At 60.8% G+C, this 15,788-nt stretch carries 16 protein-coding genes; 7 read left to right on the top strand and 9 right to left on the bottom strand.

The genetic code is table 11. The features are described from left to right. Positions 1 to 187 precede the first annotated feature (187 nt). The gene (gene pobA / locus ACQKP1_RS02800) at positions 188 to 1,360 is read right to left on the bottom strand and encodes a 4-hydroxybenzoate 3-monooxygenase (protein ID WP_427274121.1); all 1,173 of its coding nucleotides are present in this window, start codon (positions 1,358 to 1,360) and stop codon (positions 188 to 190) included. 102 nt (positions 1,361 to 1,462) lie between these two features. Between pobA and ACQKP1_RS02795 the strand changes: the two genes are divergently transcribed. Beyond that, a complete protein-coding gene (locus ACQKP1_RS02795; protein ID WP_427274120.1) occupies positions 1,463 to 2,386 on the top strand; it encodes a helix-turn-helix domain-containing protein in 924 nt (307 codons plus the stop codon). Positions 2,387 to 2,389: 3 nt separating this feature from the next. Here ACQKP1_RS02795 and ACQKP1_RS02790 read toward each other — a convergent pair whose 3' ends face one another. Then, the gene (locus tag ACQKP1_RS02790) at positions 2,390 to 3,991 is read right to left on the bottom strand and encodes a sulfatase (RefSeq protein WP_427274119.1); all 1,602 of its coding nucleotides are present in this window, start codon (positions 3,989 to 3,991) and stop codon (positions 2,390 to 2,392) included. Positions 3,992 to 4,125: 134 nt separating this feature from the next. Between ACQKP1_RS02790 and ACQKP1_RS02785 the strand changes: the two genes are divergently transcribed. Then, on the top strand, positions 4,126 to 5,046 hold the full coding sequence (locus tag ACQKP1_RS02785; RefSeq protein ID WP_427274118.1) for a lysylphosphatidylglycerol synthase transmembrane domain-containing protein: 921 nt from the start codon (positions 4,126 to 4,128) through the stop codon (positions 5,044 to 5,046). 8 nt (positions 5,047 to 5,054) lie between these two features. Here the strand turns inward: ACQKP1_RS02785 and ACQKP1_RS02780 are convergent, their stop codons facing one another. The 3 genes from ACQKP1_RS02780 to ribA are packed head-to-tail and all read right to left on the bottom strand — an operon-like array spanning position 5,055 to position 7,757. After that, the gene (locus ACQKP1_RS02780; RefSeq protein WP_427274117.1) at positions 5,055 to 5,813 is read right to left on the bottom strand and encodes an FkbM family methyltransferase; all 759 of its coding nucleotides are present in this window, start codon (positions 5,811 to 5,813) and stop codon (positions 5,055 to 5,057) included. Continuing rightward, positions 5,810 to 6,622 carry a CDP-alcohol phosphatidyltransferase family protein gene (locus tag ACQKP1_RS02775; protein WP_427274116.1) on the bottom strand — a complete coding sequence of 271 codons (813 nt, stop codon included), beginning with the start codon at positions 6,620 to 6,622 and terminating at the stop codon, positions 5,810 to 5,812. The genes ACQKP1_RS02780 and ACQKP1_RS02775 overlap by 4 nt, the downstream gene beginning before the upstream one ends. A gap of 28 nt (positions 6,623 to 6,650) precedes the next feature. Further along, positions 6,651 to 7,757, bottom strand: coding sequence for a GTP cyclohydrolase II RibA (gene ribA / locus ACQKP1_RS02770; protein WP_427274115.1), 1,107 nt, complete (start codon positions 7,755 to 7,757; stop codon positions 6,651 to 6,653). Positions 7,758 to 7,916: 159 nt separating this feature from the next. On the opposite strand from ribA, the gene ACQKP1_RS02765 reads away from it, so the two are divergent. From ACQKP1_RS02765 to ACQKP1_RS02750, 4 genes are read left to right on the top strand one after another with little or no spacing between them, the layout of a single operon-like run. After that, positions 7,917 to 8,918: a zinc-dependent alcohol dehydrogenase gene (locus ACQKP1_RS02765; RefSeq protein ID WP_427276383.1), complete on the top strand. Its 1,002-nt coding sequence runs from the start codon at positions 7,917 to 7,919 to the stop codon at positions 8,916 to 8,918. Between the two features lie 13 nt (positions 8,919 to 8,931). Further along, entirely contained in the window at positions 8,932 to 9,330 is a 399-nt protein-coding gene (locus ACQKP1_RS02760) for a 6-pyruvoyl trahydropterin synthase family protein (protein ID WP_427274114.1), read from the top strand. Continuing rightward, positions 9,327 to 10,370 carry a glycosyltransferase family 4 protein gene (locus ACQKP1_RS02755; protein ID WP_427274113.1) on the top strand — a complete coding sequence of 348 codons (1,044 nt, stop codon included), beginning with the start codon at positions 9,327 to 9,329 and terminating at the stop codon, positions 10,368 to 10,370. The genes ACQKP1_RS02760 and ACQKP1_RS02755 overlap by 4 nt, the downstream gene beginning before the upstream one ends. Continuing rightward, positions 10,367 to 11,164 carry a class I SAM-dependent methyltransferase gene (locus ACQKP1_RS02750; protein WP_427274112.1) on the top strand — a complete coding sequence of 266 codons (798 nt, stop codon included), beginning with the start codon at positions 10,367 to 10,369 and terminating at the stop codon, positions 11,162 to 11,164. The genes ACQKP1_RS02755 and ACQKP1_RS02750 overlap by 4 nt, the downstream gene beginning before the upstream one ends. Here the strand turns inward: ACQKP1_RS02750 and ACQKP1_RS02745 are convergent. From ACQKP1_RS02745 to ACQKP1_RS02735, 3 genes are all read right to left on the bottom strand, one after another. Next, entirely contained in the window at positions 11,117 to 11,926 is an 810-nt protein-coding gene (locus tag ACQKP1_RS02745) for a RibD family protein (protein WP_427274111.1), read from the bottom strand. The two genes, ACQKP1_RS02750 and ACQKP1_RS02745, sit on opposite strands and share 48 nt — an antisense overlap. Positions 11,927 to 11,947: 21 nt before the next feature. Continuing rightward, positions 11,948 to 12,484 carry a cytochrome b gene (locus tag ACQKP1_RS02740; protein ID WP_427274110.1) on the bottom strand — a complete coding sequence of 179 codons (537 nt, stop codon included), beginning with the start codon at positions 12,482 to 12,484 and terminating at the stop codon, positions 11,948 to 11,950. A 143-nt stretch (positions 12,485 to 12,627) separates the two neighbouring features. Next, positions 12,628 to 13,806, bottom strand: a complete 1,179-nt coding sequence (locus ACQKP1_RS02735) for a hypothetical protein (RefSeq protein WP_427274109.1) — start codon at positions 13,804 to 13,806, stop codon at positions 12,628 to 12,630. Positions 13,807 to 14,134: 328 nt separating this feature from the next. Here ACQKP1_RS02735 and ACQKP1_RS02730 point away from each other — a divergent pair, with 328 nt between their 5' ends. Then, positions 14,135 to 15,097 carry a transglutaminase-like cysteine peptidase gene (locus ACQKP1_RS02730; protein ID WP_203019605.1) on the top strand — a complete coding sequence of 321 codons (963 nt, stop codon included), beginning with the start codon at positions 14,135 to 14,137 and terminating at the stop codon, positions 15,095 to 15,097. A gap of 32 nt (positions 15,098 to 15,129) precedes the next feature. On the opposite strand, the gene ACQKP1_RS02725 is transcribed toward ACQKP1_RS02730, so the two are convergent. After that, positions 15,130 to 15,786 (bottom strand): ribbon-helix-helix domain-containing protein, encoded by a 657-nt coding sequence (locus ACQKP1_RS02725; RefSeq protein WP_246754060.1) that lies wholly within the window; start codon positions 15,784 to 15,786, stop codon positions 15,130 to 15,132. Between the last annotated feature and the right edge of the window lie 2 nt (positions 15,787 to 15,788).

Here is a 15,788-nt window from a genome sequence, read left to right as displayed (position 1 = left end):
CATTATCTTCAGGTTCAGAAATTGGTCCGTCGTTTTCTGCCGGCCCCGCCTGCTCTCTTGCGATCAGGTCTCGATCTTCCAGAGAGCAGGTTATTCCTAAACGGACCGGCAACCTCCCCGATCCGCTCTATTTTGTAAGTCTAGCAAACAATTGTTTTTTGACAAGTGGTGCCGCCCAGTCGGGACGTCAATAGGGCAGCCCGACATAGTTCTCCGCCATGGCCGTGGACGCTGCTCTCGAATGCGTGAGGTAGTCGAGTTCTGCTTCCTGGATTTTCTGGCCGAAATCTCCGGTATCCGGAAAACGGTGCAGCAATGTGGTCATCGACCAGGAGAAGCGAACCGCTTTCCAGACTCGGCTGAGAGCCCGCGCTGAGTAGGCGTCGAGTGCCGCATCGGACTTCTCCTGGTAATGTTCGAGAAGTCCCTCGATCAGGTAGTACACGTCGGATGCGGCAAGGTTCAGGCCCTTGGCGCCCGTCGGCGGGACGATATGCGCAGCATCGCCGACGAGGAACATCCGGCCGAAACGCATCGGCTCGGCGACGAAGGAACGCAGCGGCGCGATCGATTTTTCGAAGCTCGGTCCTGTGATCATCACCTCTGCGTGATGGGCCGGCAGGCGACGGCGTAGTTCGTCCCAGAAACGATCGTCGGACCACATCTCGACCTTGTCGTCGAGCGAGCACTGAACATAGTAGCGGCTGCGGGTTTCGGAGCGCATCGAGCACAGCGCAAAACCGCGCGGGTGGTTGGCATAGATGAGTTCATGGTTGACCGGCGGCACATCGGCGAGGATCCCCAGCCAGCCAAAGGGATAGATCTTCTCGAAGGTCTTGATCGCACCTTCCGGCACTGCCTTGCGGCTCGCGCCATGGAAGCCATCGCATCCGGCGATGAAGTCGCAATCGATCCGCTGCGTGACACCATCCTTCTCAAAGGTGACATGCGGGTGGTCGCCGTCGAAACCGGAAGGAACGACATTGACGGCATCGTAGATCACCACACCGCCATCATGCTCGCGGCGCTCGATGAGATCGCGCGTCAGCTCCGTCTGGCCATAGACCATGACGCGCTTGCCACCGGTCAGATCGAAGAGATCGATGCGATGGTCGCGGCCGTCGAACGCAAGGGAGAAACCGTCATGCGGAAGACCTTCCCGATGCAGGCGCTCGCCGACGCCGGCGCGATCCACAAGGCCGACGGTGCCTTCTTCGAGCACCCCGGCCCGCACGCGAGACAGGATGTGTTCCTTGCCGACGCGGTCGACGATGACATTGTCGATGCCTGCATTGGTGAGAAGCTGGCCGAGCAGGAGGCCGGACGGACCTGATCCGATGATGACGACTTTGGTTCGCATGTTTCCTCCCACAGTGCTGCCAATTTGTCTTTCGACAAGTTTTGACGTCGCGCGCGGTCGTCAACAATGGACGCATCGCGTCTTTTGTTGCACAAATCGAACATGACGAAACGCAAGCAGCCAACACGGGCATCGATCCCGACTTACGAGCTCTATGGCGAGGACGATCCGGCGGGATCGCGCTTCTGGGTTCATTGCGAGACGATTCCAGCGCGAAGTGCGCTTCATCACTGGGAAATCGGGCTACACAGACACGAACGCTATTTCCAGATCCTGCTCGTGACAGGAGGTTCCGGCGATGCGATCTTCGAGGGAGACATTGCCCGTTTCGAACCAACCTCGATCGTCGCCGTTCCACCCGCTATCGGGCACGGGTTCCGCTTTTCGCCGGAAATCGACGGCTACGTCTTTACGTTTCTCGCAAGTCGCCTGCCGGTTCGGCCGGGAGAGCCAAGCGTGCTGGGTCAGTTCCTGTCCAAGCCCAGCGTGACGCGGCTTGCCCCGCAGGATCCAGAGGGGCAGTTGATCCTCTCCCACCTGCTGAGGGTCGCCAGCGAATGGCAGGGGCGGCTTACGGGGCGTACGGTGCTGATGGAAACGGGGCTAGCAGCGGCTCTGGCGCTTGCCGCCCGCATCGCCGCCCAGGATCGAACTGAGACTGAAGAGATTGATGACAACGACCGAAGGCTCGAAGCTTTCTCCTCACTGTTGCATCGGGAGGTGCGCAACCATCGTCCAGCATCGTTTTACGCCCATGCTCTGGGGATCACACCGACCCACCTCAACCGTGTGCTGAAAGGCAAGACAGGTCTCGGTACACAGGAGCTCGTTGCGAGGCGGCTGATCGAGGAAGCACAACGCGAACTGCTCTTCACGCCCGGCAGCGTCAAGGAAGTCTCGTTCCGCCTCGGCTTTTCCGATCCGGCCTATTTCTCCCGCTTCTTCAGTCGTCAGACCGGGATGACGCCTGCCAACTGGCGCGCTCAGGAACAGTTGCGACTGGGATCCCGGACAGATAAGGCCTAGCCGTCAAGGCTGGCTGAAGAGGTCGATCAGAACCTGCCGCATCTCGTTCATCGGCCACTCCCTGGTCTGCGTCCCCGGGAGCATGCCGGTGAGGAAACCTTCGCGCTCGAAACGGGCAACGAGTTCCCTGTCAGCTGACACGACGTGGATCGGGACGGCGCGCGATGCGTTGGGACCGGTGATGATGGCCGCAGGCTGATGGTCACCGAGGATGACGAAGACGGTGTCTTCGCTGAACCGCGCCATATAGCTGCCGAGCGTTTCAAGGGAATAGTCGATCGTCTGGATGTATTGGGCGCGCACACGCTCCGGATCGGCCCAGACGACCCGAGGTGGGTCGCCGCTTTCCGCCTGTGCGTTGAAGATAGATCCGTCGCCGACCTCGTCCCAATCGATCAGGCGGGCAACAGGTGTCCAAGGGGCATGGCTAGAGATCAGCGCCACCTCGGCCATCACACGTTCGCCGGCAGCACGCGCGGGAGCGCGGCCCAGCCGTTCGAAGGCCGACAGGGTGTATTGGTCCGGCATGGTCACCCAATTGAAGGGTTTGCCCTGGTAATCGAGGTCGGCTGCCGCCAGGATCTGCCGGTATCCGTAATAAGCTGCTTCCGGCCAATCCATTGTGATTGCGGGCATGGCCGCGATGCTCTTCCATCCGGCTTCGGCAAACAGCCTGTTGAGGCTCGGCTGCTGGCTGATCATCAGGCGGTCATAGCGCGCCTGACTGTCAACCCAGAGGCCGGAGAGGAGCGTTCCATGGGCAAGCCAGCTCAGACCGCCGACGGTCGGGGAAGTGACCCAGGCACTGGCGGAGGCAAGACCGGCGCTTTCGATTTCGGCTTGAACTCTTTCAAGGCGAGGACGGGTAATCGACGCATATCGCGGATCCTCCAGCGCAGAGCGTCCGTAGGATTCCACGAAGAGCAGCACGAAGTCCTTGTCCTTGATGCGCCCGAAAAGTCCGGCTCCATTGCGAGGTCCCTCGCCCCGCGACAGAGCGGTTTCGAAGACATGCATGTCCTGAACGGAGCGGATGACAAGCGTCAGTCGATTGTTGAGGTAAGAGGGCATGCGCGCCTCGACACGGGGGGCATTCAGGAGGAACGCAGTCCCGCCGAAAAGCGTGACCGCCACCAGAGACAGAACCAGCCAAGAGCGTCCGGGGCGTTGGATTTCCGTCAGTCGCGCTGCGCCCCATAGGAACAGCAGAAGAACCACCAGCAGGCCGATAAGCGCGGCTGCGACCGCCGCAAAGGCGGCGAGCGTTCCGACGGTTCCGGAGAACAGGTTCCAGCCGTCCGCCATCATCTTGATATCGAGGTAAGGATTGAATGGGCGCTGAAAGGCCTCCCGAGTGCCAATGTCGGCTACCTTTAGGAAAAGGATCAGAAGTAGGACCAGCCCGCATAGAGCTCCGACCGGCCGGCGCAGCCTGCGTGGGACAGCGAGCAACAGCAGCAGCAGGAGCGGCCATTCGAGCGGCAGGCGGGCGAATGCCTGGAAGGTGATGGCATCGAGGCGATCCGGCAGGGTGAAGGCAAACCAGGCGATCACCGTTGCCACGACCGCGCCGAGATAGGGCTTCAGCGTTTCGGCCGACTTCATGACCCAGTCGCTCCGCTTCTGAAGGGGTTAGACCGATTGCACGCGAGAGGATTTGCCGTCATGAAGGTCCGCTGCCTCTCTTTCCCCGTATTGGACAACAAATACCCATTCACACTCGACGAAAGCCCTGCCGTTTGCCCATTCTGCGTTTCCTTGCTCCCGTCGCGCTGATTGCGCTCCTGGCATTCCTCCTGTCCAGAACGGATCTGACCGCGTTGCGAGACGCCTTCTCGCAAATCTCGGCTTTGCATGTGATCGCTGGTCTCGCTCTGGTGCAGATGCAGATTATCGTCTCGGCGCTGCGCTGGCGCTTTACCGCAAGCCGTCTCGGCGAACCGTTCCCGGCAAGCGTCGCGATCAGCGAATATTACGTCGCGAGCCTCCTCAACCAAAGCCTTCCGGGCGGCGTCGCAGGTGATGCCGTGCGCGCTTACCGCATGCGCAATGCCGGTGTCGGCGGTTGGAAAGGGCCGGCCAAGGCCGTGGTTTTCGAGCGACTTTCCGGCCAAGCCGCATTTTTCGTTCTGGCGCTCTCCGGCCTGTTCGCCTGGCCGCTTGTTCTCGGAGGGGAGGATGCCGGACGTCAGGCTCTGCTGCTGGTCCTGGGCTTCGTGCTGTTTGCTGCCGCGGTTGGCGCCGCCGTGTTCATCGTGAGACGCCGCTATGACGGGTTCAGCCGTATCGGAGATGACCTGTCTCGCGTCTTCATCCGCCGCGGCGCGCTGCCGGTTCAGGGCGGTCTGAGCCTGGTGATTGTCGGCAGCTACGTCGCGACCTTCTTTTTGGCGAGCCATGCGGTCGGCGCCTCGCTGCCATGGATCGCGGCCTTTACGATTATCCCGCTCTGTCTGATCGCCATGCTGATCCCGGCCGGTTTCGGAGGCTGGGGCACACGGGAAGCCGCGGCCATGGCGCTCTGGCCGCTGCTTGGCGCCACGGACAGTCAGGGGCTCGCAGCGAGCATCGTCTATGGCGGTCTCTCTCTTGCCGGCGCCCTGCCGGGTCTCGCGATCCTGTCGATCGAGGCTATCCGCAGAAAGCCGCGTCGCGCCTGAGCGCCCTGTCATCGGGTCTCTATGCGGGCGTAGACGTCGCCGGATTGGGTTTCGGGAGGCATTTGCGACAGCTCGACCAAAAGTTCGTCTGCCGACTTCCAGCGATCCGACACGAATCGATGTTGCTCTCCGACGACACGGTTGAAGCGATAGTTGCCAATGCCCATCAGTCGATCGATCGCGTTGGACGCAACGGAGGGCATGGCTGGAATGTATTCGAAGGCGATCAGAGGTATCGGCTTTGAGAGGCCGTAGAGAATTTCCGCCTCTGCACCCTCGACGTCGATCTTGCAAAAGGCCGGCAGGCCGTATTTCCCGACCAGATGGTCAAGCGTCACCATGGGTACCGTGACCTTTCGGTCCCAGACGACCTGCGAAAAACCCTTGCTCTGCTTCACCGTCTCGACGAAGCGGCTGGAAATGCTTGTGACCGTCGGATGGCGGCTCGAAATCAGCAAATCGATCTGCCCGGCGCTACGGCCAACGGCCACTCGTTCGAAGCCGGTCAAAGCGCCTGCAAAGCGCTGTTCGATGAAGTCCGCAAAAGCCGGTTGTGGCTCGACGGCAACGACTTTCGCTCCGAGCTTCAACAGCGTGCTGCTGCGGCTGCCGACATGGGCGCCGATGTCGAAGACGAGCTCACCCGGTTTGACGATCGATGCATAGAATTGCCGCAACGCCGATCTGCGCCAGGGCTGGCCGTAGTAAACAACAAGCGAGCGGGCGAGGCCGAATGATGTCGAGAGACGCTCGGTGAGACTGGTCATGGTGTGACGGGCCGGCGCAGGAGGTAGAGCACATCCACCGTAAACGAATAGGCGAGCACCAGGAGCGCGACCGCTGCGATGGCGGTCGAATAGGGAACGGTCACAAAGGGGATGAGGATCAGGCAGAGTGCCGATATCTGAATGACGCAGACAAGCTTGCGTCGGAAGGAGGGAAGGAGCTCGCCGTTCAGCTTCGGCATCACCCAGCCTGCGGCCACAAAGCCGTAGCGCATCAGGCCGATCAGCAGGACCCAGAGCCCCACCTTTTCCAGGAAGGCTGCGGCGACCGACAGGACCAGGATCAGCAGCGCATCGACTTCCATGTCGAAGCGGGCACCGAAGGGCGATTCATGGCCGTAGCTTCGCGCGAGATAGCCATCGACGCCGTCGAGCGCCAAGGCGATCAGAACCACGCCGGCGAGTGTCCAGAGTGCTGTATCGGTGGCGGCGAGACTGTCGAAACACAGCACGGTCGCGCCAGTCAGGCTGACGAGACAAGCGCGAAACGCGGTGACGAGATTGGCCGGGCCGAACTTGCGATGGGGGTGATCGGGCAGAGCATAGACCACGAGCGCAAACATCAGCGCGAGCGACAGAATGACCGATGCCACGAAATCCCAGCCGAGCGGCAGGTGAAAGGACACGACCACCGCGACGACCGATGTGCCGACAAGCAGGCCGGAGAGGCCGGCCAGCGTGTTCATCAGCAGTCCACGACGCTGTCGCAGCATTGCGACCCAATCGAGCTGAGCATCTGCCCATGGTCGACCGAAGCCATCGCCGCCAAGCCGTTCAGGCTCGCTTGCCATCTTGCAATCCTCCCTGCCCGCTTGGAGCTTATTCTGCCGCGACCAGAGTTTCCAGATCCAGCATGTGGCCGGCGCGCAAGGTCTTGGTGCGCAGATAGTTTTCGTTTTCCGCCGTGACGCGACCGGTGACCGGCGCCCTTGCCTCGACTTCGATGCCGCCGAGCTTCAGGCCGGCGATCTTGGTCGGGTTGTTGGTGTAGACCGCCACCTTCGCGATCCCGAGATGGCGGAGCATGGCAACGGCTGCTTCATAACGGCGATGGTCTTCGGTGAGCCCGAGCTCGGCATCCGCATCGATCGTGTCGAGGCCGAGATGCTGATAGCCATAGGCGCGCATCTTGGCACCGATGCCCGTGCCGCGCCCTTCCTGGTCGAGATAAAGCAGCACGCCGCCGCCCGCCTGCTTCAGCAGAGCAAGACCGTTGCGCAGCTGGTCGCCGCAATCGCATTTCAGGGAGCCGCAGAGATCACCGGTGAGGCAGGACGAATGAATGCGGATCGGCACCGTCTTGGTGACATCCGGCTTGCCGACGATGATGGCGACCTGATCCTTCTGAGCCAATCCACCGCGAAAGACGACGAAATCGGCATCACCAAGATCCTTCAAGGGAACGCGGGTACGCACGACCTGGTCGAAGCGCTGGCGGGCGGCATCCGCGCCTTTCAAACGGCTGGAGGCGATCTCGCAGCAACCGCCGAACCGATCTGCCATGGTCGTGACATCCGCCAGCACCATGGCCGGGAGCAACAGCGCCAGGCGGGCGAGTTCTGTCGTCTGCGTCGCCAGGGCATCCGCCGGCTGCCACAATGCAGGCTTTTCAGCGCCAAGTGTGTAAGCCAGTCGCGAGGCATCATCGAAAGACAGGCCGGCGAGCGGCGTGATGACATCCTGTTCGGCTCCGATCCCCAACCGACCGGCACGGGGCGCAGTCAGGAGGAGACCATGGCGGTTTTCGGTAACGGCCCCGAATTGATCGAAAAGCGAGGGTGCCACACAGTCGAGCGCCAGAACAGCAAGCTTTCGTTCCCCCTCCGTGACGACCACGGGTCGGCCATAGCGCAGCTCGGCGACGGCGCGTTCTACTTCGATTTCGGCGGTTGAGAATTGGAAAGCGGAATGGCTGGACTTAGACATGAGGCGTACTCTCCCTATCAGTGGCAACCATTACGCCGGAGTTTCAGCGACGGTTTGCGCATCCGCCATAAATTTATTTTGATGGCGGCTACGGAACAAAATGTCTTCTTCGGCAATACGTTCCATTGGTCTGCATATTTAGGGTGGGGGACACGCAGTTTGAAGCTTGAGGCAAATGAACAATCCGTATCCACCGGAGATACGGCGGCTGCGCTGTGGTTCGAGGCGAAGGAAAATTGCCGGCTACGGCATGAGCCGCTCGGCAACCCTGCTCAGGACAAAGTGCTCGTGCGGACGCTTTACAGCGGGATCAGCCGCGGAACGGAGGCCCTGATTTTCAAGGGCGCGGTCCCTGAAAGCGAGTTCGAACGCATGCGCGGACCGCATATGGAGGGGCAGTTTCCCTTTCCCGTCAAATATGGCTACGCAGCCGTCGGCGAGGTGGAGAAAGGTCCACCAGACCTGGTCGGTCGCAACGTCTTTGCCCTCCATCCCCACCAGGACCGCTTCATCCTGCCATCCGAGCAAGTCACCCTGTTACCGGAGGCGCTGCCGCCGCGGCGGGCGGTGCTTGCTGCCAATATGGAAACTGCGCTCAACATCACGTGGGATGCAGGGGTGCAGCCGGGCGACCGCGTCGCCGTCTTCGGCGCAGGCGTTGTCGGGACACTCGTCGCCTATCTCGCCTCGCGTATTGCCGGCACAGAGACTGTCCTCATCGACAAGGACCCCACGCGCCGCAAACTCGCCTCCGATCTGGACCTCACATTTGCCGAACCTGACATGATCGAGGGGGAATTCGACATCTTGATCAATGCCAGCGCAGCCCCGGCAGCACTGGAAAACGCCATCGCCCATGCGGGCTTTGAAGCAAGAATTGTTGAAGCCAGCTGGTATGGCGACCGCATGGTCAGCATTCCCCTGGGCGGCGCATTTCATTCCCGCCGCCTGTCCCTCGTCAGTTCGCAGGTCGGCGGCATCCCGTCCTCACGCCGGGCTCGCTGGACCTATCGTCGGCGAATGAGCAAGGCGCTGGAACTGCTCCTGGATCCGCGTCTCGAGCGCCTTATCTCAGGTGAAACCGCTTTTTCTGAACTGCCAGACGCCTACGCTCGTATCCTCTCCACACAGGACACCCTGTGCCATCGCATCCGTTACTGACGAAAGAGATCTCATGTTCGCTGTTGAAGTCCGAGACCATATCATGATCGCCCACAGCCTGCCGCGTCCGGTCTTCGGGCCTGCACAGGGGATGCATGGCGCAACCTTCGTTGTCGATGCGGCCTTTTTCACCAAGGACATGGACGAAGATGGCCTCGCCGTCGACATCGGCGCGGCGACCACCGTTCTGTCCGAGGTCTTGAAGCCCTTGAACTACCAGAACCTGGACGAGCTTGCGGTCTTCAAAGGTAAGGTCAGCACGACCGAAGTCATCGCAAAACACATCTTCGACCAGCTGGCGCAGGCTGTGTCCGACAAGCGCCTCGGTCCCGGCAGCCACCGGATCTGCCGCCTGAAGGTGATGCTGCACGAATCCCATGCAGCGCGTGGCTGGTACGAGGCCGATCTTTGAACCGTTCCCTCGTGTTCGCCTATCCGGGCGATCTTTCGCTGAAGACCGGCGGCTATGGCTATGATCGCCAGGTCCTCGATGGACTGCGTAAACTCGGTTGGCAGATAACACTCCTGCCATTGGGCGAGGGTTTTCCATTTCCCACTGCAGACACGCTGCGAGGGGCAGAAACTGCGCTGTCGTCGATACCGGACGGGACGCTCGTTCTGATCGACGGCCTTGCCTTCGGCGTCCTCGATGCCTGGGCGGGAGCCCATGCCGAACGGCTCCGGATCATTGCTCTTGTTCATCATCCGCTTGCGCTTGAAACGGGGCTGCCGGACGAGCAGCAGCAGCGCTTCCGCCAGAGCGAACAGAATGCGCTGGCAGCAGCCCGGCATGTGATCGTCACCTCGCCGATGACGGCACGTGAGCTTGCATCCAACTATGGGGTCGCGTCCTCCCGCATTACGGTCGCCCTGCCTGGCATCGACAAGAGCGACGTAAGGCGCGTCGTTAATGCGGCCCCGCAGATCCTCTCAGTCGGCACGCTTACCCGGCGCAAGGGTCATGACGTGCTGCTAAGGGCTCTCAAATCGGTCGAGGATCTCGACTGGCAGGCCGTGGTCATTGGCAGCAAGAGCCTCGATCCTTCGACGAGCGAAGCGTTGGCGCGACAGGTGGAAGCGCTGGGCCTGGAAGCCCGCGTTCAGTTGCGCGGCGAGGTTGATGATCCACAGGTCCACTTCGCCTCGGCGGACATCTTTGCGCTTGCGAGCCGGTATGAAGGCTATGGAATGGTGTTTGCAGAAGCGCTGTCTCACGGGCTTCCGATCGTGGCCTGCCACGCCGGCGCCGTTCCAGACGTGGTTCCTTCCGACGCGGGCATACTGGTGCCGGTCGATGACGCGCCGGCTTTCGGAGAGGCGCTCCGTCGTCTGCTGCAAAGCTCGCAGGAACGGGAGACGCGCTCTGCGGCGGCCCTTCAAGCGGGCAGCCTCTTGCCAACATGGGCTGACACGGCAGCAATCATCTCCAACACATTGGATGGTATTTCATGAGTGGCTTCAACAAGGACTGGCTGGCGCTGCGCGAACCTGTGGATATGAGGGCGCGGGCAAAGTCGCTGGTCGAGCATCTGTCGCAGCATCTCGCCGGCATAGAGCGCTCCTACATACTCGACATCGGCTGCGGCACCGGCTCGACCTGGCGGAGCCTGGCACATCGCTTCCCGGCCCATTCTAAATGGCAGTTGCTCGACTACGACCCGCTGCTGCTGGCGGAAGCCGAACGCCGTATCGGAGATCAACAGAATGTTTCTTTTCGCCAGTTCGATCTGAACGAGATCGACACGCTGCCGCTGACCGAGGTGAGCGTGGTCACGGCATCGGCTCTCTTCGATCTCTGTTCAGCAGAGTTTTGCGATCACTTTGCCGAGATACTCTCAGCAAGCAATACAGGGGTCTATGCCGCGCTGAACTATGACGGCGTCATGGAGTGGTCCATTGCTCATCCGCTCGACCAACAGGTCGCCAATGACTTCAATCAGCACCAGCATTTCGACAAGGGCTTTGGGCCGGCACTTGGTCCGGACGCGACCGCGCATCTGAAGCAAGCGTTCGAACGCTTGGGCTATTCAGTCTCTGTTGCCACGAGTCCCTGGGTCATGGGTCCGGATGAAGGTGACTTGCAGGCGGCGTTCCTCGAGGGGCTCGAACAACCGCTTTTGGAGATCGGTTCTCTGACAGACGTACAAATCAGGGACTGGCTGGGCTTCAGGCTCGAAAAGATCGCAGAGGCCGGAAGCTCATGCGTGGTCGGCCACTCGGATATGCTCGCGCTCCCCCGACACTGAAACAGCTGAGTTTTTCAGATCACAATCGAACAGGATGTCGCTGCCGAGGCTGTATACCTTGGCAGCCGGCCGATGAGCGCTCGAGAGCTTGTCGATCGGGGATAGCGCGATGCCGGCAGGTCCTGAGCCAATGATCAGCGGGGCAATTGCGACATGCAGGCGATCAACAAGATCGGCTTCGATGAAGCGGGCAATCGTGCGTGCGCCGCCTTCGACGAGGATGCGACGCAAGCCGCGGTCCGCAAGTGCGTCCAAAATGTCCTGAGGATCGAGGCCACCCTTGCCCCTGCGAACACGGATGACGTCGGCTCCATGCGATTTGACCGGTGCATCATGACCCTGCACGAGAATGACGGGTGCGCCGCCGTCGCGAAACAGGCGTTCGTCGCCGGTCAGTTCCGCGCGACAGTCAATCACAACGCGGACGGGATTGGGGCCTTTCACTGACCTGACGGAAAGCCTCGGGTCGTCGCATTTGACGGTGCCGACACCGACGACCACGGCTTCGACCAGCGCACGACAGCGATGAAGATGGGCGATGCCGTCGCTTCCGGAAATGTCGCGTGCGTCACCTGATGGCGTGGCCACGCGGCCATCGAGCGACTGTCCGACCTGCGCAAGCACAAAGCTGCGCTCGGCTGCGGCAATCGGGGCGTACAGCGCCATGACGGGATCGCCTTCGTCCGCACCGGTCTGGCTTGCGCTGCCGCGCATCGCAAGAAGGCGCGCCCAAAGCTGGTCCGTCATGTCGATCTTACGCATCGAGGTCCTGTCCCGGATAGTTTACAAAATGCGATAAAGCGTACCGTCGCGGCGGATCACGTGGTGAAAGACCACCGCCGCAATATGAAACGCAAAGAGAGCCAAAATGATCCATGCGCTCCATGTGTGGATCGCCGAAAGGGTAAAGGCGATTTCCGGTGACTTGCCGATCGGGCTCCAGACGGTGAAGAGACCAAACCACTTGAGCGGAAAGCCATGGGCATTGGTTGCCAGAAACCCGGACACCGGCATGACGATCAGGAACAAGTAGAGAAGCCCGTGCACCACGTGGGCAGCTGCCTTTTCCAAAGGCGGCGCCTCGACCAGAGGCGCCCCGCTCGTCAGCCTTGCGCCGATCCGCACCAGCATCAGCCACAGGACCAGGAAGCCCAGGCTTTCATGGATCAGATAGAAATCGAGTTTCACGTCGTCCTTCACGAATCCAATCATCTGGCCAAGCGGCCAGGTCATGAGAACGAGGACTGCAATCAGCCAATGGAGGATGCGCAGCGTGCCTGCGTAGCGTTGGCCCGCATCCATCGATTGTGCGCCGTTCATTATGCCTTGCTCCGATCCCAGACCGTTTGTGCGCCAGACCTCCTCGTCTGACACCCATCTTTCGTCCGTCACGCAGGATGTGACGGTTTAACGACAATGTAAACGGAGGATCAGGGGTCGTAGATCACGTCACACTGTGGTGATCACAGCGTCGGGGGCGCTTTCTGGAAGAATACATAGGAGCCCTTGGCGACCTTGAAGATATCACAATTGCGCCGGACCTTGCGATCGCCTTCGAGCCGGAAAACACCGAGCGAGCCTGAAAAGCCATTCGGCGACATGAGCTGCTCGGGTGTGAAGGCCGCCTCCCGGAAGCGGCCGGCGAGACCGATGGCCATCGCCATGGCATCGAAACCGTAGCCGGCCTGGGCCGAGGCCGGCATGCCGTAGCTTGCCATATACCGGCTGCCGATCCTTGCCTGGACGTTCTGGTCGTAACGACAGACGATGCTGCCGGTCAGCTTCGGTTCATTGAGGTCCTGCGCCGTCAGAACGGCACTTGCGACAATCTTGCGTCCCGGCCGCGGCGGCTTGGCGGCATCTGCCTTTTTCAGCACGTCGCCCGGCGACTTGATGCCGGGCATCAGTACCACCATGTCGGCCTTGCTCCACGAGTTCAGAGCCTTTGCAGGCAGCGTGCCGCCGCTCAATTCGACAACCGGCTCGACCTTGCCGCCAAAGGCCTTGATCTGGGTGGCGATGCGATCGGCCTGCGCTTTTTCTGCCGGAGACGAGGCGAGGATCACCGCATGGGTCGCCCCTTCGGCCATTGCAAAGGATGCGCTTTCGATCAGGCTGTCAGTAGGACTGGATACGAAGGGATAGACATTTTCAGGCAGGACCGCCTCGTTCGTCTGGAATGCGACCATGGGGACCTGCAGTCCGCCGAGGCCACGCTGGATCGCTTCAAATTCCGCACCACGGGCGGTGGTGACGATAAAGGATACCTGCTGGCGCGCCAGGGTCCTTGTCGCGGCCTCGATGGCCTCCGGCTTTTCCGTCGTCTCAAGCATTGTGAGTTTCACGACGTCGGATCCGAGCGTGTTCACGGCCAGAGCGGCACCATCCCGGTACTCGCTGTCCGCCTGGCGGCTCGGTTGATCGGCACGACGGACGCCGAGATAGGCAACCTTCACCGAACCGGATCCCAGTGTCTGGTTATAGAGCCCTGTATCGTTGGCAGGCGTCACGGCCGCAGAGGCTCCGCCTTCACCAGCGCTCGGCTTGAAATCATCGGTCTGACAAGAGGAGAGAGCGGCCAGCAGCAGAGCCGAAGCTCCGGCGCGCAGGAAGCTCCGCGTAAAGTGTTCTATTCCGACCATGATGGCGCCAAGTCTCGTTCCCGATGCGTTGGCGAACGTTAAGCATTGGCACTCGGTGAAGCAAGAGCGAAGGTGTTCCATATCTGGGCAGACTGCAGCAAAAGCAAGGGCTGGGCTCGAGTGGCAACACAGGAGAACGGCTTACATGCCGGACGCCTTGAGCGCCTCAGTTTCCTGCATTGTAGCCACGTTGGTTAACAAGAAATACCAATCATCCAACGCATTTTACTCTAATACTTCGACGCAAATTTAAAGTATAGAAGCTATCTATACGAACCGATAATTCAAGCATTGCCACTATTCTTCAAGCAAAGATTGGAGAATAGCGATGCTCAAGAAGAACAAGAACATTGTCGCAGTCTCAGCCCTTGTCGCGGCTACCCTGGCTTCATCGGGCTCGCTGGCCGCTCCCATGCTGCCACACACGATGACGTCTTACTCAAACGTTGCCCAGACACTCGTGCTCGGAATGAGCCCGTTTGCAGGCTCACTTGGCACCAATCTTTTCGGCAAGATCGAACAGCGCTGGGAGCAGACCGCAGAGGCCGTTGCCCAATCGGTCGCCACACAGATGGTCGCAATCGCGCCGATGCGCAACGAGCTCTCCACCGGCACCGTCGCCAAAGCGCCAAAGGAGGTAGCGCCGAACCAGCGCAAGACCCCGACCAACGACGTCTTCAACTCCGTGGCCATTCCCTTCAAGAAACTCGGCGCACTGAAGAAGGCGGCACCGACCTTTGCCGAGATCGCCAAGGGTACCGCGCTTCGGTGCGGCGGCGCCAATTGTTTCGACATGGATGCCGTCGTCCACCAGACATCGGCCGGCGGCGGCATGTCATCGCTCCGCGACAAGCTCAATCTCGTCAATCACGCGGTGAACCGCCGCATCAAGTACCGCAAGGACATCGACAGCCATGGTCGGGTGGATCAATGGTCCTCGCCGTCCCAGACCCTCGCCTCCGGCTATGGCGACTGCGAAGACTATGCCCTCTTGAAAATGGCGGTCCTCGAAGCACAGGGCTTTTCGCTGCAGGACATGACCATCGTCATCCTCTACGACAAGAAGCGGCAGTTCTATCATGCCGTCCTGTCGGTCGAGATCCAGGGAACACACTACATTCTGGACAACATGCGCGATCAGGTTCTCGCGGACAGCCGCCTGCCCGATTACCAGCCGCTGTTTTCCATCTCGAATGGCCGCGGCTTCCTGCATGGTACCCGCACCAAGGGTAAGGCTATGGCCATGAAGAGCTTCGACAGCATCGCACCGGGCGAAGGCGGGGAACTCTGAGCGGATCGTCCGCCCAGCCGCGCAGCTCGACTTCAGCCCCGCACGACGTAACCGATGACCATCTGCTTCTGATGGCTGGGAGCCATGGCGAGGTTCATTTGGCCGGTCAGCTGCTTTCCGGCACAGGTGGCGGTGAAGCCGGTGGTTATCATCTTGCCCCTGGACGACAGGCTCTGCAGCGCTTCATCGACCTGCGTGTCGAGAACAAAGCGGAAGCCGGCCGAGAGCTGGGCGATATTGCCCAGCACGAGCTTCTGCTTCAGCATGGTCATGAAGGGTTCGTTGAAAAACTGGATCTTCTTGTCACGCGTGAGCACGATGGCCGGCGTCGGACAGGCCTGGATCAGCGCATTCAGATTTTCCACCGAGTAGACATTTTCCATCAGTGATAGGCGACGCCACATCCAGCGGAACGCAAGGACGCGCAGCATGGATGCGAGGTTGCCATTCTCGCCCATCTGGCCGGCAGCCTGTTCCACGACATCGCCCAGGGATTGCCGCGAACCATTCAGCAGCCAGGCGAGGCCATCCCAGTAGACGCTTTCCAGCCGGATACCCCGCCGCGCTCCACCCTTGCCGATGATCGCGCGGAATTTAGGTTCCGCGTCATGCTCCTCGACATGCCGCATCGCGGCCGGGTTCACATCGGCCGGTTCTGAGTAAGACGCTTGCCGATCGGACAGGGCCATGG

It is taken from the genome of Allorhizobium sp. NPDC080224 (assembly GCF_050281005.1).
Classification (GTDB): Bacteria; Pseudomonadota; Alphaproteobacteria; order Rhizobiales; family Rhizobiaceae; genus Allorhizobium.
The sequence above is the reverse complement of the archived record's forward strand: the minus strand, read 5'-3'. Positions and strand labels throughout refer to the sequence as shown.